Raw genomic sequence first — 21,119 nt, forward strand, 5'->3', positions numbered from 1 at the left:
AGAGTCGGTGCCTTAGGCGGCAAGGCACATGACACCAACTCTTGAAGAGTTGCGGCGATCTCTGTCGGCCCGCTAACTGAGGAGGGCCGCGTCGGCGGTGATGTCGTCGGGCATCTGCTGGCTCTGGCGCTCGGCGGTCATCTTGGCGAGGTAGCCCGCGATCTCCTCCTCGACCCGCGCCGCCGACCAGCCCAGCACCGGCGCGATCAGCTCCGCCGCATGCCGCGCCGACTCCTCGCCCCGGTGCGGGGTCTCGAAGGAGATCCGGGTACGCCGGCTCAGCACGTCGTCGAGGTGCAACACCGCCTCGTTCATCGCGGCGTAGACGACCTCCGCGGCGATGTACTCCGGCGCACCCGCGAGGGGATGACGCAGCGTGGGGTCGGAGTCGGTGAGTCGCAGCACGTCGATCGTGAGGGACCCGAAACGCTCCAGCAGGTGCTCGACCACGCCGACCGCGACGCCGTGCCGCCGGGCGAGCTCGGTGCGCTGGCGCCACAGCCGGTCGAACCCGTCGGCGCCGAGCAGCGGCAGCTGGTCGGTGTGGGAGCGGTCGGTGTGGCCGATGCGCCGGATGGCCCGGTCGACGACATCGGCGGCCATCACGCGGTAGGTGGTGAGCTTCCCGCCCGCGACGAGGAAGAGCCCGAGCATCGGTTCGACGACGGCGTGCTCGCGGGAGAGTGCCGAGGTCGACTCGTCCTCGCCGGAGAGCAGCGGTCGCAGTCCGGCGTAGACCCCCTCGATGTCCGCGCGCGTGATGGGGCGTTCGAGGACCTTGTTGACCTCGTCGAGGAGGTAGTCGATGTCGTGCGCGGTCGCCGTCGGCCGGTCCCGGCCCAGGGTCCAGTCGGTGTCGGTGGTTCCGATGATCCAGTGACCGCCCCACGGGATGACGAAGAGCACGCTCTTCGCCGTCCGCAGGATGAGGCCGACCTCGCCGGTGATCGCCGAGCGGGGAACGACGATGTGGATGCCCTTGGAGGCGCGAACGCGCAGGCCGGGGCGGGCGTCGGGGAGCAGCGCGGTGATGTCGTCGCTCCAGACGCCGGTCGCCGCGATGATCGTGCTGGCGCGCACCACGAACTCGGTGCCGTCGACCGCGACCCGGACGCCGGTGACCTCGCGGGCGTCGCGGACCAGCCCGACCGCTCGCGCGCCGGTGACGACGGCGGCGCCGAGGCTGGCCGCGGTGCGGGCGAGCGAGACCACGAGCCGGGCATCGTCGACCTGGCCGTCGTAGTAGCGGATCGCACCGGCCGCCGCCTCCGACCGCAGCGACGGGAAGATCTGCCGCGCCGACCGCTGGCTGAGGTGCCGGTGCACCGGCATGCCGCGCCCGTGCCCGGTCGCCGAGGCGAACGCGTCGTAGAGCGCGACGCCCGCGCCGTAGTAGACCCGGTTCCAGCTGCGCTTGGCCCAGGTGTCGCCCGGCAGCGGCACGAGGAAGGGCACCGGTCGCACCAGGTGCGGTGCGAGCCGCGTGGCGAGCAGCCCGCGCTCGCGCAGCGCCTCGTGGACCAGGTGGAACTCGAGCTGCTCCAGATAACGAAGTCCACCGTGGACGAGCTTGCTGGAGCGCGACGACGTGCCCGAGGCGAGGTCGGTGGCCTCGATCAGCGCCACCCTCAGCCCTCGGGAGGCCGCGTCGAGCGCAGCACCCGCTCCGGTCACCCCGCCGCCGATGATGAGGGTGTCGAACTCCTCATCCCGCAGTCGGGCCAGATCCATGTCACGTCGCTCAGGCGTCAACGCGCCTGCGACGTTTCTCGACTCCCCTCGGTCCCGCACCCTGCCACGGTACCGTGCGGGCATGACCCAACCGCCGGTCTCGCCCTACTGGGCGCCAGCACCGCCCCCGCAGCCCTCCTCCGGCGGCCTCGGCGCGACGATCGGAGCGATCGCCGTCGGCCTCTGGGTGACCGCGCTCGCCGTCTTCAGCCAGGCCCTGGGCTGGGGGATCAGCCAGCTCCTCGCGGCCCTCGGCTACACCTGGCCCGCGTGGGCCTGGGCAGGCATCGCGATCTTCGTGGGTGTGGCGGCCGGTCTGCCCGCGTTGCTGCTCGCGGTGGTCCCGCGCTCTCCGGCGGTACGCCAGACCGGGCGCGCCTGGACCATGGCGGCCGGCGTGGCGCTCCTCGGCGGGCTGCTCCGCGTGATCCCGCTCCCGTTGAACGAGGCCTACCTCGGCGCGCTCACGGTCGGACTGCTGGTCATGGCCCTGTTCTTCCGCCGTCGGAAGCAGCCGGCCGAGGCGCCCCGGCACCCGGGCGCGCTCGCGCTCGCCGCCGTCGCCGGGCTGATCACCCTCGTCCCGTGGCTGTGGCTGGGCGCGCTCGGCGGCGCGCTGGAGATCATTCTCGGCGTCACGGCGGCCGCCGCCGTGGGACTTGTCACAGCGGCGATCCTCGACTCCCGCTTCTGGACGCCCTTCGCGACGGCGGGACGCGGTCGGCTGATCGGGCTGGGCGGGCTCGTCGCGGGCGTGGCGCTCGTGCTGATCGCCGCCGGGGCGGGCGCGTCGGGCGGGCAGCTCGCCGCCCTGCTCGTGCTGCCGCCGCTGGGCTTCGTCGCCGCCGCGCTCAGCACCGGCACGGCCCGGGCGACCGCCGTGCTCATCGGCATCGCCGCCCTCGGCCCGCTCGCCTTCGCCGATCCGGATGAACTCACCCTCTTCCTGACCGGCCGCGACGCGCCCTACTGGGCGGGCGTGGCGGCGATCGCCTCGCTCGTGCTCGGCTTGGTGCTCGCCGTCGCCTATGCCTTCGCGGTGACCCGGATGGGCGTCGCCTATCAGCTGCAGGAGCCCGATCCGCTGCGGACCGAGCTGCAGCATCGGGAGGTGCTCGGCTTCCGGCCGCGGTCCCGGACCGTGCCGCTGGCGCTCGCGGGGATCACCCTGGTCGCCTCCGGCGCCGTCTACGCGGTCGCGGGGCAGCCGGGCAGCTTCGGCGAGCAGCTCTTCGTGGTGATGAAGTCGCAGGCCTCGCTCGCCGACGTCCCGACGACGACCGGTCCGGCCGGGCGGGAGGCCCGGATCTCAGCGGTCTATCGGAAGCTCGCCGACCACGCCACCGCCACCCAGGCCGATCTGCGTAGCGAGCTCGATCGGCTGCACGTCGCCTACCGGCCCTACTACCTCGTCAACGGCATCCGGGTCGCCGGTGGACCGGAGCTGCGCGCCTGGCTGTCGCGCCGCGACGACGTGGAGAAGGTCCTCCTCGATCCGGTGCTGCGCCCGATGCCCGAGCCGGTACCCGTGGAGAAGGGCGACGAGCAGGCACCGAGCGAGCCGCAGTGGAACCTCACCATGATCGGCGCACCGGTGGCCTGGTCCCGCGGGGTCACCGGCGAGGGCATCGTCGTCGGCACCTCCGACTCGGGGGTGGACGGCAGCCACCCGGCGCTCGCCGAGGGCTTCCGCGGCGGCGACGACTCGTGGCTGGACCCGTGGTCCGACACACTCGTTCCGACCGACCACGGTGGACACGGAACGCACACGCTCGCCTCGGCGGTGGGCCGGACGAAGACCGGCGTCGCGCCCCGAGCGCAGTGGATCGGCTGCGTCAATCTCGAACGCAACCTGGGCAGCACCTCGCACTACCTCGACTGCCTGCAGTTCATGCTCGCGCCCTACCCGCACGGAGCGGACCCCTTCAGCGCCGGTCGGCCGGGGCGTGCGCCACACGTACTCACCAATTCCTGGGGTTGCCCGCCCACCGAGGGCTGCGACGCGACGACGCTGCGCGCGGCGATCGACGCCTTCGCCGCGGCGGGCATCGCGTTCGTCGCGGCCGCGGGCAACACGGGGTACCAGTGCGGCTCGGTGACCGACCCGCCGTCGACCTATCGCTCGGCGATCACCGTCGCCGCGGTGAACGAGGCCGGGACCGTCACCGATTTCTCCAGCAAGGGCGTCATCGGGGGCGACAAGCCCGACGTGGCGGCACCGGGTGACCTGGTGCTCTCCGCGATGCCCGGCGGCACCTACGCCGCGCTGAGCGGCACCTCGATGGCGACGCCGCACGTGGCCGGAGTCATCGCGCTGCTCTGGTCGGCGCACCCCGAGCTCATCGGCGACCTCGCCGCCACCACGGAGCTGCTGCGGCGGTCGGCTCAGCCCGCCCAGCTGGACCGGACGGCCGGACTGGGCAGCGAGTGCGTGGCGAAGGCGCCGCAGGTCGGTGCGGGCATCGTCAACATTGGCGAGGCACTGCGGCTGGCAGGTGGGTAGGCTGATCGATCATGGAGGCCTTCACCGAGGAACACCGGGACGGCGTCGTCGAGCTGCTCCGCCGTACCCTCCTCACCGAGGACGTGACCGAGGCCGACGAGATCGTCGGGCGCCTGCGCAGGCCGATCGGAGCAGGTCACGGGCTTGACGGACCCGGGCCGGTCGAGCCGGGGGTGGTCGGTCCGGCCGTCACCGGCACCGGCGGGGCCAAGCCCGGACTGGTCGAGGTCGAGCACGGCCGGGTCATCGGCGTGGTCCTCGCCTCGATCGGGCACGCCGACCCGAGCGCGGGCCACCTGGACCTGATCGCGGTCGACCCCGAGCACCAGCGCAAGGGCATCGGCTCCGCGCTGATCGCCACCGCCGAGGACGAGCTCGCCGCGCTGGGCTGCACGGTCGTACGGATCGCGGGCAACGCCCCGGACTATGTCTGGCCGGGCGTCGACGTGCGCTACACCCCGGCGGTCTGCGCCGTCGTCGCCTCGGGCTACCACCACGACCAGACGGCCTGGAACATGACGGTCGACCTCACCGATCCGACCTCGCGGGCGCTGCGCTCGACGGCGGAGGCGGAGTCCCGGTTGATCCAGGTCGGGATCGACATCCGTACGGCCACGAGCGAAGACCTGACCGCCCTGCTGCCCGTGATCGACGAGGAGTGGGGTGGCGCCTGGGTACGCGAGGTCGCCGCCGCCCGCGGCTGCCACGTGGCGCTCAAGGAGGGTCAGCCGGTCGCGTTCGCGGCGTGGGGTGGTGCCCGGTCGAGCTGGTTCGGTCCGATGGGCACCCTGCCGGCCGCGGAGGGTCTCGGGATCGGCTCGGTGCTGCTGCGCCGGTGCCTGCACGAGCAGGCGTCAACGGGGATCACGAGGGCGCAGATCGGCTGGGTGGGGCCGGTGCCGTTCTACTCCGGCGCCGCCGACGCCTTCATCGAGAGGGTCTTCTTCCTCTACCGCAAGCCCTTACACACCTAGCCTCCCGCCGCCGGACCGCCGCGCGGCACGGGCCGCCGCTCGTCACGTTTTGCAGCAAAGCGTGGCTATTTCGCGCCAAGTGGCCACGCTTTGCTGCAAAGCGTGACGCGGCACGCGGACGGAGCGACACGCAGCAAGATCGGCGCAACTCTTGAAGAGTTGGTCCTAAAATGCGTCGCCGCTCGGGCAACCCGCTCCACATCCGTGTCCGGATAAGACCAACTCTTCAAGAGTTGCGGGTATGCGAGCCTCGCATTTCGGGCAAGATGCGCATATGGACGCAGTGGCTACGCGCCCCGCCAACACCAACGGCGCGGCAATCATGATCGCCGCCACGGCAGCCATGGGCGGCTTCCTCTTCGGTTTCGACACCGCCGTCATCAACGGGACCGTCGACGCGATCCAGGGCGCCTTCAACATGAACGCCTTCGTGCTCGGCTTCGTCGTCGCCTCGGCCCTGCTGGGGTGCGCGGTCGGTGCCTGGTTCGCCGGACCCCTCGCCGACAAGCACGGCCGGATCCGGGTGATGGTAATCGCCGCCATCGTCTTCGCGGTCGGCTCGGTCGGCTCGGCTGTCGCGATCGGCCCCATCGACCTGACGATCTGGCGGGTCGTCGGCGGTCTCGCGGTCGGCGCGGCGAGCGTCATCGCACCGGCGTACATCGCGGAGATCTCCCCCGCCGCGATCCGGGGACGCCTCGGCTCGCTGCAGCAGCTCGCCATCGTCGTGGGCATCTTCATCGCCCTGCTCACCGACTACGCGCTCGCCGAGGCCGCGGGCGGGGCGAGCGAGCCGCTCTGGTTCGGCGTGGACGCCTGGCGCTGGATGCTCGCCTCCGAGGTGATCCCGGCGGCCGCCTATCTGATCATGGCGTTGCGGATTCCGGAGTCGCCGCGCTACCTCGTCCGCAAGGGGCGCATCGAGGAGGCACGGCAGGTGCTGACGCGGGTCATCGGCGACGACGCGGACGCCCGCCTCGCCGAGATCCAGCGGTCGATGATCGGCGCCAACGACAAGGTGCAGCTCTCCGACCTCAAGGGTCCGCGCTTCGGGCTGCTGCCGATCGTCTGGGTCGGCATCCTGCTCTCGGTCTTCCAGCAGTTCGTCGGTATCAACATCATCTTCTACTACTCGTCGACGCTGTGGCAGGCCGTCGGCTTCACCGAGAGCGACTCGCTGCTCATCACGGTGATCACGAGTGTGACGAACATCGTCACCACGCTGATCGCGATCGCCCTCGTCGACAAGGTCGGCCGCAAGCCGCTGCTGCTGTTCGGCGCCGCCGGAATGGTGCTCACGCTCGGCGCGATGGCCTGGTGCTTCGCCAACGCCACCGTCGTCGGCGACACCGTGACGATGAGCCCGGTCACCGGCAAGGTGGCGCTCGTCGCCGCCAACCTCTACGTGGTCGCCTTCGGCATGAGCTGGGGACCGGTCGTCTGGGTGCTGCTCGGCGAGATGTTCAACAACACGATCCGGGTGACCGCACTCGCCGTCGCGGCAGCCGCCCAGTGGATCGCCAACTGGCTGATCACGGTGACCTTCCCGCCGCTGTCGGACATCGGGCTCGGCCTCGCCTACCTGATCTACACGATCTTCGCGGCGCTGGCGTTCCTCTTCGTGCTCAAGGCCGTCCGGGAGACGAAGGGGCGAGAGCTGGAAGAGATGTGATGTATTTCCACGCCCGGACCTCGGCGGCGGAGACGGGCTGCAGCCAGGAGCGCTCCCTGCGCACCGAGCGCCCGATGTGGAAGGACGTCACCCCGATCGCACGCAGCACCGGCACCTGAGCGGGAACGAGCCCGCCCCCGGCGAGGACGAGATCGCCGTCACCCGCGTCGATCCGCTGAGCGAGCCGGGTCAGCCCGGCGGCGACGCCGTTGGGCGAGCCCGCGGTGAGTACGGCGTCCAGCCCCGGCAGACCGCGCACCACCTCGAAGGCCCGGCTGTAGTCGCGGGAGTGGTCGATGGCCCGGTGGAAGGTCCACGGCCGCCCGTCGAGCACGTCGGCGATCGCGACACACGCGTCGGCCGCCACGTCACCGGCTTCGTCGAGGAACCCGAGCACGAGACCGTGCACGCCCGCTTCGATGAGGTCGGCTGCTGCGCGTACCAGCCGAGGGAGATCGACCACCGCGAAGCCGGCCTGGACGCGGACCATGGCCCGGACGGGCAGGTCCGTGCTCGCCACCACCTGGGCGGCGAGGCGGGGATCGGGGCTGAGCCCGTCGGCGGCCATGTCGGCGACGAGTTCCAGCCGGTCAGCGCCACCCGCCTGAGCGGCCTCCGCATCCGCCGGGCTCAGGGCGATGACTTCCAGCAGAGGGCTCACGGTAAATAAACCTAACAAATGAGATGGGCGGGCCGCATAGCGACCCGCCCATTCACGTATTCGGACTCTTAGAAGTCCATGTCCCCGCCACCGGGGCCGGCCGGCGCAGCGCCCGCCTTCTCCGGCTTGTCGGCCACGACGGCCTCCGTGGTCAGGAACAGAGCCGCGATCGAGGCGGCGTTCTGCAGCGCGGAGCGCGTCACCTTGGCGGGGTCGATGATGCCGGCCTTCAGCATGTCGACGTACTCGCCGGTGGCGGCGTTGAGGCCGAAGCCCGCCTCCAGGTTGCGAACCTTCTCCACCACGACGCCACCCTCGAGGCCCGCGTTGACGGCGATCTGCCGCAGCGGGGCGTCGAGCGCCACCTTCACGATGTTGGCACCGGTCGCCTCGTCGCCGACCAGGTCCAGCTTGTCGAAGGCGTTCTTGCCGGCCTGCACGAGCGCGACGCCACCACCGGGGACGATGCCCTCCTCGACGGCCGCCTTCGCGTTGCGAACGGCGTCCTCGATGCGGTGCTTGCGCTCCTTGAGCTCGACCTCGGTGGCCGCGCCGACCTTGATGACCGCAACACCGCCGGCCAGCTTGGCCAGGCGCTCCTGCAGCTTCTCGCGGTCGTAGTCCGAGTCCGACTTCTCGATCTCGGCACGGATCTGGTTGACGCGACCGTTGATCTGGTCGACGTCACCCGCACCCTCGACGATCGTGGTCTCGTCCTTGGTCACGACGACCTTGCGGGCCTTGCCCAGCATGTCGAGGCCGACGGCGTCGAGCTTGAGCCCGACCTCCTCGGAGATGACCTGGCCGCCGGTGAGGATCGCGATGTCCTGCAGCATGGCCTTGCGGCGGTCGCCGAAGCCGGGCGCCTTGACGGCGACGGACTTGAACGTGCCGCGGATCTTGTTGACGATCAGGGTGGCGAGAGCCTCGCCCTCCACGTCCTCGGCCAGGATGACGAGCGGCTTGCCCGACTGCATGACCTTCTCGAGGATCGGCAGCATGTCCTTGACGTTGGAGATCTTGCTGTTGGCGATCAGCAGGTAGGGGTCCTCGAGGACCGTCTCCATGCGCTCGCTGTCGGTGATGAAGTAAGCCGAGTTGAAGCCCTTGTCGAAGCGCATGCCCTCGGTGAGCTCCAGCTCGAGCCCGAAGGTGTTGCTCTCCTCGACGGTGATGACGCCTTCCTTGCCGACCTTGTCCATCGCCTCGGCGATGATCTCGCCGACGGTGGAGTCACCGGCGGAGATGGAGGCGGTGGAGGCGATCTGCTCCTTGGTCTCGACGTCCTTGGCGAGCTTGGCCAGCTCATCCGCAACGGACGCGACGGCGACCTCGATGCCCCGCTTCAGGGCCATCGGGTTCGCGCCGGCCGCGACGTTGCGCAGACCCTCGCGAACGAGCGCCTGGGCCAGGACGGTCGCCGTCGTCGTGCCGTCACCGGCGACGTCGTCGGTCTTCTTCGCGACCTCCTTGACCAGCTCAGCGCCGATCTTCTCGTACGGGTCCTCGAGCTCGATCTCCTTGGCGATGCTCACACCATCGTTGGTGATGGTGGGGGCACCCCACTTCTTCTCGAGCACGACGTTGCGGCCCTTGGGACCGAGCGTCACCTTGACGGTGTCGGCGAGCTGGTTCATGCCCCGCTCAAGGCCGCGACGAGCTTCCTCGTCGAACGCGATAATCTTGGCCATATCGGCGTTGTCCTCCTGGACACTCGCGGATCGCCCCGTGTGACGGGGACGAAACCGCCTGTTTGACGCACCTTCAGCACCCGCGCATGAGCGCGGGCGGGTCTCCCGCACCGCGAGTCCCACGCTCCCCGGACTAGCGAGGAGCAGGGTCTCCGCACGGGAGACGTGAGCCGGTCGGGCGGACGAGCCCGCGACGACCGGCACCGCTTGCGCGATGCCTTTCACCGCTCGACCGTTGGCACTCACCGGCGGCGAGTGCCAATACCCTGTTTAGCACTCTCACCCACCGAGTGCAAGCTAACGCCAAGATCACAACACCCGCCAGAGTGGGTTGCAATCGACAAACATGCGCATGCGTCGAGGCCCCGCCCCCTGTCACACTTTGCAGCAGAACGTGGCCATCAGTGCGCTGATGGCCACGTTCTGCTGCAAACCTCAGGGGGGTACGCCGTCAGCCGAGCTCCGCCACCAGCTGCCGCGTGTCGACACCGTCGATGCCCCGCTGCTCCGTATACGTGAGCAACACCCCACCGAACTGGAAGATCGCGATCGGCACCGACAGGACCAGGGTGATCACCGCGCTCGCCAGCCCGAAGGCGAGCGGCAGCGCCTGGGTCGACATGATCCCGCCGCCGCCGATCGCCTGAAGGGTGAACTGCACCGCACTGGTGACGAGGCCGCCCGCGACCACCAGGAGATAGGTCATCGCCAGCCGGCCGAGGACCTGTCCCCGGTTGCCGTTGAAGATCCGGAAGGATCGCGCGAGCGGGTTGCCGCCCTCGAAGAGCAGGACCGGTCCGAACATCGCCCAGGCGATGAAGAGATAGATGCCCGGCAGCACGCAGGCGAGGAAGCCGAGCCCGATGCCGAGACCGAAGAGGATCGTCCAGCCGAACAGGCCCGGCGACCGGCGCAACCCGTAGCTCAGCGCCTCGCCGACGGTCACCGGCACGCCACCGGCACGACGGGTGACCGAGTAGGTCGCCGCGGCATAGCCGACGCTCTGCAGGTAGTAGACGACGATGAACAGCACCACCATGATCAGGAAGAACGCGGCGGGCGCGCCGATGGTGCTGCCCAAGCCCTGCATGTCGATCCCGCCGCCGGCGGAGGCGGCGGATGCGCGCTGCAGGTAGAGGTCGCTGGTGCCGGCGAGCGCGACGAGCAGGCCGACGTTGAGAACGAGCCCGGGCAGCAGGTGGCTCACCGCGAAGATCGCGAGGAGCGGCTGCCAGCCCGCCTTGACGACCCCGGTCAGGCGGGCGAACCAGCCACCGATGCCGACGCCCTGCGGATTGACGAGCGGATCGTTGTGACGGTCGGCGGCTTCGGGGCCGCGAGGTAGGCGGAGTCCGGCGGAAGGTAACCCCGTGTAAGTTCGGACATTGAGATGTGCCTTTGTGCGAGGGGAAAAGCAAGTTCCGCCCACGCTGCCAGGGGGCTGCGTGGACGGAACTTTTGGATCAAAGCTTGTGGTCAAGCCGATCATCGGATCAAAGCTTGTTGCCAAGCCGATCAGGCGATTAGGTGAACCTTCTCTGCCTGCGGGCCCTTCTGGCCCTGCGCGATCTCGAACTCAACGCGCTGACCGTCGTCGAGCGCCTTGTAGCCGTCCATCTCGATTGCGGAGAAGTGGACGAACACGTCCTGTCCTCCATCGACCGCGATGAAGCCGTAGCCCTTCTCGCTGTTGAACCACTTGACGGTGCCCTGTGCCACTGTGACACTTCCTCACTTCGATGGTGCTGGGTCCTTCGACCCCCGGCGCGGCGTTCGCTCGCCGGAACCTCAGACATCGACAGACCCGGGCGGGGGAACGCGATCCCTGAAGCTAGCCTCGCACGCTACACGAGCAACGGCAGTCCCGCACAGCCCCAAATCGGACACCTTGAGCGCCTAAAATCTACGCTGGGTCGGCCAACCGACTACTCCCCGTCACCACCGGCAGGGTGTATCGGTTGATCGATGCGTGAAGACACGTCTGCCCCTCGTCCTGCTGGCCGTCACCGCCATGTCCGTCGGTGGCACAATGCTCTTCCTGGAGGTCCGGGACCACCCGCGAGCTGCGGCGACAGTTGTCGACCACCCATCGCCGAGCGCCGCGCAAGCACCATCCGCAGCGACCAGAGTGGTCGCGCAGGGCCCGTCGGCCGTGCCCACCGTGAGCATCCGGGCGACCAGACCGGGGTTCTTCTCCTGGGCCCTGTTGGACCGTCGCAGTGGCACTTTGACCGGTTCGTCCAATCTCGCCGAAGCCAGCGACACCATGTCGATGGTGAAGGTCTGGCTGGCCGCCGACTACCTGACGACGATCGATCCCTTACCCACCGAGAAACGGCTCCGCGAACTCACCCGGATGATCGTCGATAGCGACAATGCGGTGGCGACCGAGACCTATGCGCGCAACGGCGGTGCAGTCACGATCACCCGGATGGCCGCGAAGTGCGGGCTGACGGAGAGTTCGCCTCGCGACCGGTGGAGCACGACCGTGGTCTCCGCCCGCGATGTCGCCCGGCTGGGTGACTGCATCGCCGACGGCACCGCGGCCGGACCGCGATGGACGAAGTGGCTGCTCACCCAGATGCGCGGCGTCCGGGGCGAGGGCGACTTCGGCGCCCGGACGATCTTCGACGAGCCGGAGCGCAGCCGCATCGCCATCAAGAACGGCTGGTTCATGCGCGAGGAGGACAAGCTCTGGCACATGAGCTGTCTGGCGATCAGCGAGACCTGGTCGCTGGGCATCCTGGTGCGTTACCCGAGCAAGCTCGGCATGGACCACGGCCAGCAGGTCTGCCACGACGTCGCGGCCGCGGTCCTGAAGAAGTAGCTCCGCCACGAGTAGTTGTTCTACCCGGGCGGGTAGAACAACTACTCGTTTGAGCGAGCGGCTTACGCGGGCCGACGGGCCGTGATGACCCGGAAGCGGTTGGCGACATAGGCGCCGTCCGTCAGGGCTGAGTTGGCGGCGCGGTTGGCGCCGGTGGCGTGGAAGTCGGAGAAGGCGGCGGACTGATTGACGAAGACACCACCGGTGAGGTTGGCCGAGATGTTGACCCCGACCTCCAGCGCTGCCAGCTCGGCCGCATCGAGCACCTGCTCGTCGGTGGAGTAGACGACTGCCGTGATCGCACCGCGGTCGCCGACCGTACGCCGGAACACCTCCAGCGAGTTCTGCGTCGAGTCGGTCGGGATGGCGAACGTGATCGGCCCGAACCACTCCTCGTCATAACCGGTGGTCGACTTGATGAGGGTGGGGCTCCAGCAGGTCGCGTCCGGGTAGGCGGGGTGCGCCAGCGGCTGCGCGGCGAGCACCACCTCACCGAGCTCGGTGACGGAGGTGAGGCGGGTCAGCACGTCGGGGTTGACGATCGCGCCGGTGAACTCGACCGCCTTGGCCGGGTCGGCGGTGAGGCCGCGTACGGCGTCCGCGATCCCGGTGACCACGTCGTCGAAGCTCTTCGGCCCCGCCTCGGTCGTGATGCCGACGGCCGGGATGAGCAGGTTCTGCGGCGTCGTGCACATCTGCCCGCTGTAGAGCGTGAGCGAGAAGGCGATGTTGCGGCACATGCCCGCGAAGTCGTCCGTCGAGTCGATGATGATCGTGTTGACGCCGGCCTTCTCGGTGTAGACCTGCGCCTGCGTCGCCGACGCCTCCAGCCACTCGCCGAACTGCGTCGAACCCGTGTAGTCGATGATCTTCACCTCGGGGCGGATCGCCAGCACGGCGGCGAGGCCCTCGCCGGGCGCCTCCGGCGCGAGCTGCACGAGGTTGGGGTCGAGGCCCGCCTCGGCGAGCACCTCGCGGGCGATCTTCACCGTGATCGCGAGCGGTGCGATGGCGCGCGGGTGCGGCTTGACGATGACCGGGTTGCCGGTGACGAGTGAGGCGAAGAAGCCGGGGTAGGAGTTCCAGGTCGGGAACGTGTTGCACCCGATCACCAGCGCCACGCCCCGGGGCGCGATGCGATAGGTCTTGTGCAGCGTGTCGGCCTTCTTGACCCAGGTGACCTCACCGACCTGGCGGGTCTGCTCGGCGTAGCCGTAGGCGACCGCCTCCAGCGCCCGGTCCAGCGCGTGCGGGCCCCCGGCCTGGAACGCCATGACGAAGGGCTGGCCGGTCGTGAGGTGCACGGCGTTGGCGAGCTCGAAGACGTTGCGGTGCAGCCGCGCGAGGATCTCCAGGCAGACACCGGCGCGCACCTGCGGGCCGGCGTCGCGCCACGCGGGCAGCGCGGCGGTCGCGGCAGCGATCAGCGCGTCGGCCTCCGCGCGCGGATATTCGATCCCCAGGGGTACGCCGAAAGGCGACACCTCGGTCGCCACGCGCTCGCCCACTCCGGCCTGACCGAGCGGGAACTCCCCGCCGAGATAGGCGGCGAACGCGGCCTTCCCGTCGGCGGCAGCGGTCTCGCCGTAGACCTTCGGACTCGGCGATTCAGGGTATGCCGACCAGTAGCCGCGCTCGGCGATTGCCTGCACGGCCCGGTTCAGCACCTCTTCATGGGTGGCGAAGAAGTCAGTCATGCCTCCCATCCTTGCGCACAAGTGCTCCACACCACAGTTGAACATGTTCAAGTCGGGTGCTAACTTCAGCGGGACAGCAAGTTGAACACGTTCAACTCACTAGCAGGAGTCGAGATGGACCCGAAATTCGGGATGTACCTCGCGTATCTCGCGATCACCGCAGCGCTCACCTTCTGGGTGGCGCGGACGCTCTACCGGAACGGCAAGGTCTTCCTGCGGGACGCGCTCGCCAGCGACGAGCTCGCCGAGAGCGTCAACAAGCTCCTGGTCGTCGGCTTCTACCTGCTCAATCTGGGGTACGCGACCTACGCGATGAAGTCGGCGGACCAGATCACCGATCCGACCAACGCGCTGGAGACGCTCTCGAAGAAGATCGGCCTGGTGATGCTGGCCCTCGGCACGATCCACTTCATCAACATCTTCGTGCTGAGCCGCTTCCGCCGCCGGGCCCAGCACCAGAACCTCGCCGCGATGGTGCCCCCGCACCTGCCCCCCGGCCGCCCGCTCCCGCCCCAGCGCCAGCCGCAGTACGCCCAGTACGCCGGCCAGGGACAGCAGCCCCAGCCCGTGCAGCAGCCCGCCCCGGCGAATCCGCCGGTGCGGCCCGCCACCGCTGCGCAGCACGACGCACCGGCGCCGAGTCCGGCCGACGACCCGAACTGGCAGCAGCCGCGGTGACCGTTGGCCGACGGGGGGACGGGGGGCGTTTCGACGCTCCCCGTCTGCCGCTAACGTCAGATGCGATGGAGACCGATCCGAAGGCCGAGACGCGCGGCGAGCAGACACGGCGGCTCATCGTCGAGACGGCGATCCGCCTCTTCGGCGAGGTCGGCTACGAGAAGACGACGATGCGGGCGATCGCGTCGGCGGCCGGGCTCTCCGTGGGCAACGCCTACTACTACTTCCCCTCCAAGGACTCGCTCGTCACGGAGTTCTACCTGCAGCTCCAGCGGGAGCACATGGCCCGGGCCGAGGAGATCATCGCGGCGGGCGGGGGGTTCTCGGAGCAGCTCACCGGCGTACTCATGGCTGGTTTGGATCTTTGGGATCCTTATCATTCCTTCGGCGGGCGGTTCATCGGCATCGCCGCGGTGCCCGGCTCGCCGACCAGCCCCTTCAGCGAGGAGTCGGCCGAGGCCCGGGAGCTGTCGCTGCGCATCTTCGAGCGCCTCGTCGCCGACACCAGCCTCAAGATGGACGCCGAGGTGCGCGAGGAGCTGCCCGAGCTGCTCTGGCTGGCGCAGCTCGGGCTCGTCGTCTACTGGGTGCACGACCGCTCGCCGGGACAGCAGCGCACGCGGACGCTGATCGAGACCGCCGTGCCCTACCTCGAATCGCTGGTCGGGCTCTCCCGGATGAAGGTCTTCAGGGCGATGACGGTGCGGGGCCTGGCGTTGGTGAAGCTCCTGCGACCGGTGTGACGACCGGTGTCGCGAGCGGGCTCGGTGACGCCGTGGGCAGGATCTTGGTCGCCGGCGCGAGCGATGGAAGCGGTGCGTCGCAGACCGGCACCGTGAATCCCGCGGGAGTCGCGACGAAGGCGTGCGAGACATACATCCCCGGTCCGAGCCGGTCCCACAGATCGGTGCTCCCCACCGCCTGACCCCGGGCCTGGCACTGCACGGGGATCCGGGCCGACTTCGCCGCGAACCCGACCTCCGGAGCCGACGCCGACGGCGATTTCCTGATCATCAGCGGCCCGGACTGCGTCGCCACCGTCGCGTACGGCCCGATGCTGCCGGTCCAGAGAAACGTCACGTCGACCCAGGAGTTGTCGGTCAGCTTGAGCCCGTCCCAGAAGGCGCCGTCGGCGATGTCGATCCCGGCCGGGTTCTGCACCGCGCGGCCGAACTCGTCGCGACCACCGTTGTAACCGTCCTGAAAGGCCGCCTGAGCAGCGGGCATCCCCACCGGCAGGCCCCGGCCGGACTGGCGGTCGGCGTTCCAGTAGTCGTCGGTGGTGTTCCACGGCCCGACGTCCCAGACCGGCAGGAAGACGCAGCGACCGCTCCGGCAGACCCGCACCGTGCGGTCGCCGCCGCCCTTCGCGGCGAGCCCACGCCTCGACGGCAGCGCGGCGAAGTGATCCCGCTCGGTGATGACGTGGCCGTTCGCGGTGAGCTCGCCGACCAGCCCCTCCCTGGTGGCGAAGACCTTCGCGATCACCGGACCACCCGCCGGGCTCGCCGTCAGACTCTGCGGCGCCACCGTCGCCACGCTCGCCATGCCCGCCGCCGCCACGGTTCCGAGCACCCCCGCTTTGATCCACATGGAACCGGACATTACCGGCATTGGCAATATTCGAGTGCGGACCAGGCCGAGGCGCGGCACGCTGGGTCTATGACCCCCGAATTCATTCGCATCAGCTCCGCCGACTACCCCACGGCGCTCACGTTCCTGGCGATCACCAATCGCGCCAACGAGGTCGACCTGCCCGGCTGGCCGCCGTTTCCGGAGATCGCGTTCCGGGCATCGCTCGACTTACCCTGGCCGGGCAATGCGGAGGAGAAATATCTGGTCCTCCTCGACGGCGAGCCGGCCGGTGTCGTCGACTTCACCATCCCGCTGCTCGACAACGTGACCAACTTCTTCAGCACCGTGCGTACCGACCCGGCCATGCGCGGGCGCGGCGTCGGTGCGGCGATGGTGCAGTTCTCCATCGACCGGGCCCGCGAGCTGGGCCGGGCCCGGGTGGCCCTCAACTCCGCGATACCCATTCCCGGCTCCGACGGACCCGAGGATCCGGCGGTAGCGGCACTCGCCGCTCGCTTCGGCTTCAAAGCCGTGCTTCCCGAGGTGCATCGCGCACTCGATGTCGCCACGATCGACGAGGAGGCCCTGGACCGGATGCTCGCCGACGCGTGGACCAAGGCCGACGGCTACGAGCTGGTCCAGTGGTCGGGCGACGTACCGGAGCGCTTCGTCGAGGACGTGGCCTACCTGGACGGTCGCTTGATCGAGGACGCGCCCATGGGCGACCTCGTCATCGAGGCGATGAAGATCGACGCCCAGCGCGTCCGCGACACCGAGGCCGCGATCAAGGCACGCGGACGGCGCCCCCACGACTCGGGCATGGTGCACACCGAGTCGGGACGGCTCGTCTGCTGGACCTCGATCGTGGCCGAGGAGGGTCTGGACTGGCACGCCTGGCAGCAGATCACGATCGTCGAGCCGCAGCATCGAGGCCACCGCCTCGGCACGATCGTCAAGATCGCCAACCTGCGGTACTTCATGAAGGCCGAGCCGAAGGTCACCGAGATCGGCACCTTCAACGCGGCGGCGAACAGCTACATGATCGCGATCAACGAGGACATGGGCTTTCGCGCCCGCCACGCTTTCGAGAACTGGCAGCTCGAGCTCTGAGTCACGTTTTGCAGCAAAGCGTGGCATCGCTTCGCGATTTGGCCACGCTTTGCTGCAAAACGTGACCGGTCAGGAGAGGATGCCGGCCTCGCGGGCCGCCTTCAGGGACGGCTTCACCTGATAGGTCGGGCCGACCAGCTCCGCCACCGCGTCCAGTGTCTTCAGGCCCTCGCCGGTGTTGAAGACAACCGTCTCCTTCGTCGGGTCGAGCTTGCCGCTCTTGACGAGCTTGACCAGGCACGCGACGGTGACGCCGCCGGCCGTCTCGGCGAAGACTCCCGTCGTGCGGGCCAGCAGCCGGATCGCGTCGCGGATCTCGTCGTCGTCCGCATACTCCATCCACCCACCGGTGCGGCGCACGGACTCGAGGGCGTAGAGGCCGGCGGCCGGGTCACCGATGTTGAGCGACTTCGCGATGCCGGTCGGCTTCTGCGGGGTGATCTCGTCGGTCTCGTTGTGCAGGGCGAGCGCGATCGGGTTGCACCCGGCCGACTGCGCGCCGAAGACGGTCCAGCCCTCGGCCGGCGCCTCGACCAGGCCGATCTCGACCAGCTCGGCGAACGCCTTGTCGACCTTGGTGAGCAGCTCGCCCGAGGCCATCGGGATCACGACCTGCGCCGGGATGCGCCAGCCGAGCTGCTCGGCGACCTCATAGCCCAGCGTCTTGGAACCCTCGGCATAGAACGGCCGGACGTTGACGTTGACGAAGGCGGTGTCCTCGAAGTCGTCGGTCTCGACGAGCTCGGAGCAGAGCCGGTTGACGTCGTCATAGGACCCCTCGATCGCGACGAGGTCCCCGCCGTAGACGGCGGTCGTAATGATCTTGCCGCGCTCCAGGTCGGAGGGGATGAAGACGATCGACCGGGTGCCCGAGCGGGCGGCGTGCGCGGCGACGGAGTTGGCGAGGTTGCCGGTGGAGGCACAGGCATAGCGGGTGAAGCCGAGCGCCTTGGCGGCGGTGAGCGCGACGGAGACCACCCGGTCCTTGAAGGAGTGCGTCGGGTTGGCCGAGTCGTCCTTCACCCACAGCGGGGCGGTGATGCCGAGCTCGGCGGCGAGCAGACCGGCGTTGACCAGCGGGGTCATGCCCGGGTCCAGGGTCACCCGCAGGGCGGGGTCCTGACCGGCGGGGAGCAGTGCGGCGTAGCGCCAGATGTTGTCGGGACCGGCTTCGATCTGCTCGCGGGTCACTCGCTTGAGGGCGCCGAGATCGTACTCAACCTCCAGCGGACCGAAACACTCGTAACAGGCATGCTGGGCGGCGATCGGGAACTGAGCACCACAGGCGCGGCAAACGAGGTTGCGGGCGGGCGAGTCGGGTCCGAGGACAGGCACAGTCGTCACGATGATTCCTCTCATCTTTCCGGGGGCAACCCGGACGGAGTTGGCACCTGCCGCCGAAGCGGGGGTTGCCGGGGCTTCATCGGGCCGTATCCCTCTGCCCCTCTGGATGAGGTCATATTCAGTTGTGAGCCGAGCTTAGCCCGGAGATCACGCTCCCAGGTATGCCTTCCTACCCGATGAGACCGCGATCACGCGCACCTACAGTGATAAGATAATACTTACACCGAAGATAGTATCAATCTTGATAGTATTCTTGTCGTGAGTAAGATCTTCGCCGGACGCGGTTACCAGCTTTCCCAGCTCAACGCGCTTCTTGATGACGTGCGCCGCGGCGGCGAGGGTCCAGGGCGAGCGCTCCTCATGCGCGGCCGCCGACGCGTCGGCAAGTCCCGACTGCTCGAAGTCTTCTGCGAGCGGGCGGACGTACCGTGGGCCTTCTATACCGCCACGTCCGGCGAGGATCCCCAGCATCACCGCGACGAGCTGTTCCGAGCGGTCTCCGCCGAGTCGACCCTGCCCAATCGTGCATGGGTCGCCGACGGCACCGCGTCGACCTGGGATGCCGCCTTCCGCGAACTCGCCGCGATGCTGCCGACCGATACGCCCAGCATCGTCGTCCTGGACGAGCTGCCCTACATGGCCGCGGCCGACCCGGCCTTCGAGGGTGCACTCCAGACAGCCTGGGACCGACGCCTCTCCCGGCTGCCCGTCCTCCTCATCGGCGTCGGGAGCGACCTCGCGATGATGGAGTTGCTCGCGTCCTATGGCAGACCGTTCCACCAGCGGGCCACCGAGATGGTCCTGCCACCGCTCAATCCGGCCGAGGTCGGTTCGCTGCTGAGCTTGAGCCCGGCCGACGCGTTCGATGCCCATCTCATCACCGGCGGACTGCCACTCATCTGCCAGGAGTGGCCGGACAGGGCTCCGCTGCTGGACTACCTGTCGGCGGCCTTCACCCGTCCCACCTCGGCGCTGCTCGTCTCCGGCGAGCGCTCGCTCGCGAGCGAGCTGCCGCCGACCGCCCAGGCTCCGCAGGTGCTCGCGGCGATCGGCGGTGGCGGCGAGCGGACCTTCACCACCATTGGTACGCGAGCCGGCGTCAGCGCCACCGTGCTCTCCCGCGCGCTGGAACTCCTGATGGAGAAGCATCTCGTCACGGTGGACACACCGCTGTCGATGAAGAGCGGCGTCAAGGACAAGCGGTATCGCATCGCCGATCCCTACCTGCGCTTCTGGCTCGCCATCGGCATCGACGCGCTGCCCCGGGTCGATCGTGGCCGACCCGACCTGGCCCTGCGCCTGTTCAAGCAACGCTGGCTGGGCTGGCGTGGTCGGGCGATCGAACCGATCATCCATGACGCGCTCGCGCGGCTCCTCCCGGACGACGCATGGCCGGACGTGAACGAGATCGGCGGGTGGTGGCCGCGTTCCAACATTCCTGAGCTGGACATCGTCGGGGCGGACCGAGCACCGGTCGCCGATCGGATCCTTTTCGTCGGCAGCATCAAGTGGCGCGACCAGGGCGCATTCACCGCCGCCGACCTCGCCGCGCTCGCCACGAACGCGACAGCCGTGCCCGGGACCGGGGCAGCGACCCAGCTCGTCGCGGTGAGCCGCAACGGTGTCGACGCCGACGTCACGGGGCTCGCTCAGTGTTGGACCGCCGACGACCTCATCGCCGCATGGCAGGTCGGCTAGGCACCGGTGCCGTCGTCGCCCAAGGAGTGGATCATGCTCTGGAGGATTGTGAACGCGCCCGACCGCTCCTCCTGCGTCATGCCGCTCAGCATCCTGACCTCGACGGATCGGACCGCAACCGTCGCCTTCTCGAGGCTCCGCCGGCCGAGTGGCGTGAGCTGCGTGGGAAGGACCTTCCCGACCGGGGCCTGCGTCGGCCTGGTCACGTAGCCGTCTCGTTCCAGGGCTTGCAGCAGGACGTTCATCGACTGCCGGGTCACGAACGCTCCCCGCGCGAGCTCGGAGTTCGACAGGCCGGGGCGCTGCGCGAGCAGTTCGAGGCAGGAGTAGTGCGTCACGGTCATCCCCAGCGGCCGCAGCACCGCCTCCATGGCGGCGCGGAGGGCGCTCGACGCCTGTTTCAGCAGGTAGCCCAGTGACGTATCCAGGTCGACTCCGTCTTGACGCATGTCAGCATACTGACATAGAGTGGTCCATGTCAGGAAACTGACACGAACCGAAGGAGCATCACCATGCCCGTCACCGGCCCTGACTTCATCTCCCTCCAGGCTCGCGATCTCGACGCGTCGCAGGCGTTCTATGAGCAGTATTTAGGCCTCGTCCGCTCGCCGGCGGGCCCTCCCCATGCCGTCGTCTTCGAGACGAAGCCGATCGCGTTCGCGCTGCGAGACATCGTCCCCGGCACCGATCTTGCGTCCGTCGCCCAGCCCGGCATCGGTGCCGCGATCTGGCTCCACGCCACCGATGTCCAGGCGATTCACGACGCTCTCGCCGCCGACGGCCACACGATCGTCTCGGCTCCGATCGACGGTCCGTTCGGTCGCACCTTCACCTTTGCCGACCCCGACGGCTACCAGGTCACCCTTCACGACCGCGCCTGAACGCTCGCCGACGGCAGCGCTGTGCCGAGCTCGTCGCGCCGCCCGGCATGATCGCGTTAATTCCGGGAAAATAGCCG

At 69.1% G+C, this 21,119-nt stretch carries 18 protein-coding genes and 1 riboswitch; of the genes, 9 read left to right on the forward strand and 9 right to left on the reverse strand.

The window, feature by feature from the left end; genetic code table 11:
• Positions 1-72: 72 nt before the first annotated feature.
• Positions 73-1,791 carry a glycerol-3-phosphate dehydrogenase/oxidase gene (locus F4553_RS19990; protein WP_312875274.1) on the reverse strand — a complete coding sequence of 573 codons (1,719 nt, stop codon included), beginning with the start codon at positions 1,789-1,791 and terminating at the stop codon, positions 73-75.
• 22 nt (positions 1,792-1,813) lie between these two features.
• Between F4553_RS19990 and F4553_RS19995 the strand changes: the two genes are divergently transcribed.
• From F4553_RS19995 to F4553_RS20005, 3 genes are all read left to right on the forward strand, one after another.
• Positions 1,814-4,234 (forward strand): S8 family serine peptidase, encoded by a 2,421-nt coding sequence (locus F4553_RS19995; RefSeq protein ID WP_184838179.1) that lies wholly within the window; start codon positions 1,814-1,816, stop codon positions 4,232-4,234.
• Between the two features lie 11 nt (positions 4,235-4,245).
• Complete coding sequence (locus F4553_RS20000) at positions 4,246-5,208, forward strand: GNAT family N-acetyltransferase (RefSeq protein WP_184838182.1); 963 nt, start codon at positions 4,246-4,248, stop codon at positions 5,206-5,208.
• 274 nt (positions 5,209-5,482) lie between these two features.
• Positions 5,483-6,880 carry a sugar porter family MFS transporter gene (locus F4553_RS20005; protein ID WP_184838184.1) on the forward strand — a complete coding sequence of 466 codons (1,398 nt, stop codon included), beginning with the start codon at positions 5,483-5,485 and terminating at the stop codon, positions 6,878-6,880.
• Here the strand turns inward: F4553_RS20005 and F4553_RS20010 are convergent.
• The 4 genes from F4553_RS20010 to F4553_RS20025 all read right to left on the reverse strand — a co-directional run bounded on the left by F4553_RS20010 (position 6,834) and on the right by F4553_RS20025 (position 10,951).
• A complete protein-coding gene (locus F4553_RS20010) occupies positions 6,834-7,541 on the reverse strand; it encodes a copper homeostasis protein CutC (protein WP_312875275.1) in 708 nt (235 codons plus the stop codon). The genes F4553_RS20005 and F4553_RS20010 overlap by 47 nt on opposite strands.
• A gap of 68 nt (positions 7,542-7,609) precedes the next feature.
• On the reverse strand, positions 7,610-9,232 hold the full coding sequence (gene groL, locus F4553_RS20015; RefSeq protein WP_184838186.1) for a chaperonin GroEL: 1,623 nt from the start codon (positions 9,230-9,232) through the stop codon (positions 7,610-7,612).
• 451 nt (positions 9,233-9,683) lie between these two features.
• Positions 9,684-10,439 carry a hypothetical protein gene (locus F4553_RS20020; RefSeq protein WP_184838188.1) on the reverse strand — a complete coding sequence of 252 codons (756 nt, stop codon included), beginning with the start codon at positions 10,437-10,439 and terminating at the stop codon, positions 9,684-9,686.
• Between the two features lie 308 nt (positions 10,440-10,747).
• Complete coding sequence (locus tag F4553_RS20025; RefSeq protein ID WP_184838190.1) at positions 10,748-10,951, reverse strand: cold-shock protein; 204 nt, start codon at positions 10,949-10,951, stop codon at positions 10,748-10,750.
• Between the two features lie 250 nt (positions 10,952-11,201).
• Here F4553_RS20025 and F4553_RS20030 point away from each other — a divergent pair, with 250 nt between their 5' ends.
• Entirely contained in the window at positions 11,202-12,059 is an 858-nt protein-coding gene (locus F4553_RS20030; protein WP_184838192.1) for a serine hydrolase, read from the forward strand.
• A 62-nt stretch (positions 12,060-12,121) separates the two neighbouring features.
• On the opposite strand, the gene paaN is transcribed toward F4553_RS20030, so the two are convergent.
• Positions 12,122-13,765 (reverse strand): phenylacetic acid degradation protein PaaN, encoded by a 1,644-nt coding sequence (gene paaN / locus F4553_RS20035; protein ID WP_184838194.1) that lies wholly within the window; start codon positions 13,763-13,765, stop codon positions 12,122-12,124.
• Between the two features lie 105 nt (positions 13,766-13,870).
• Between paaN and F4553_RS20040 the strand changes: the two genes are divergently transcribed.
• Together F4553_RS20040 and F4553_RS20045 are read left to right on the forward strand one after the other, a co-directional pair.
• Entirely contained in the window at positions 13,871-14,434 is a 564-nt protein-coding gene (locus tag F4553_RS20040) for a hypothetical protein (protein WP_184838196.1), read from the forward strand.
• A 65-nt stretch (positions 14,435-14,499) separates the two neighbouring features.
• A complete protein-coding gene (locus F4553_RS20045; protein ID WP_184838198.1) occupies positions 14,500-15,177 on the forward strand; it encodes a TetR/AcrR family transcriptional regulator in 678 nt (225 codons plus the stop codon).
• On the opposite strand, the gene F4553_RS20050 is transcribed toward F4553_RS20045, so the two are convergent.
• Entirely contained in the window at positions 15,122-16,027 is a 906-nt protein-coding gene (locus F4553_RS20050) for a DUF8814 domain-containing protein (protein WP_184838200.1), read from the reverse strand. The genes F4553_RS20045 and F4553_RS20050 overlap by 56 nt on opposite strands.
• Before the next feature lie 69 nt (positions 16,028-16,096).
• Here F4553_RS20050 and F4553_RS20055 point away from each other — a divergent pair, with 69 nt between their 5' ends.
• Positions 16,097-17,119 carry a GNAT family N-acetyltransferase gene (locus tag F4553_RS20055; RefSeq protein WP_184838202.1) on the forward strand — a complete coding sequence of 341 codons (1,023 nt, stop codon included), beginning with the start codon at positions 16,097-16,099 and terminating at the stop codon, positions 17,117-17,119.
• 69 nt (positions 17,120-17,188) lie between these two features.
• On the opposite strand, the gene thrC is transcribed toward F4553_RS20055, so the two are convergent.
• A complete protein-coding gene (gene thrC / locus F4553_RS20060) occupies positions 17,189-18,478 on the reverse strand; it encodes a threonine synthase (RefSeq protein WP_184838204.1) in 1,290 nt (429 codons plus the stop codon).
• Positions 18,472-18,576, reverse strand: a riboswitch (SAM riboswitch). It overlaps the preceding gene by 7 nt.
• Positions 18,577-18,721: 145 nt before the next feature.
• On the opposite strand from thrC, the gene F4553_RS20065 reads away from it, so the two are divergent.
• Positions 18,722-20,161, forward strand: a complete 1,440-nt coding sequence (locus F4553_RS20065) for an AAA family ATPase (protein WP_312875276.1) — start codon at positions 18,722-18,724, stop codon at positions 20,159-20,161.
• On the opposite strand, the gene F4553_RS20070 is transcribed toward F4553_RS20065, so the two are convergent.
• Complete coding sequence (locus F4553_RS20070; RefSeq protein WP_184838206.1) at positions 20,158-20,610, reverse strand: MarR family winged helix-turn-helix transcriptional regulator; 453 nt, start codon at positions 20,608-20,610, stop codon at positions 20,158-20,160. The two genes, F4553_RS20065 and F4553_RS20070, sit on opposite strands and share 4 nt — an antisense overlap.
• 63 nt (positions 20,611-20,673) lie before the next feature.
• Between F4553_RS20070 and F4553_RS20075 the strand changes: the two genes are divergently transcribed.
• Positions 20,674-21,042: a VOC family protein gene (locus tag F4553_RS20075; protein WP_184838208.1), complete on the forward strand. Its 369-nt coding sequence runs from the start codon at positions 20,674-20,676 to the stop codon at positions 21,040-21,042.
• Positions 21,043-21,119 lie beyond the last annotated feature (77 nt).

The sequence above is a fragment of the Allocatelliglobosispora scoriae genome (assembly GCF_014204945.1).
GTDB classification, from domain to species: Bacteria; Actinomycetota; Actinomycetes; order Mycobacteriales; family Micromonosporaceae; genus Allocatelliglobosispora; species Allocatelliglobosispora scoriae.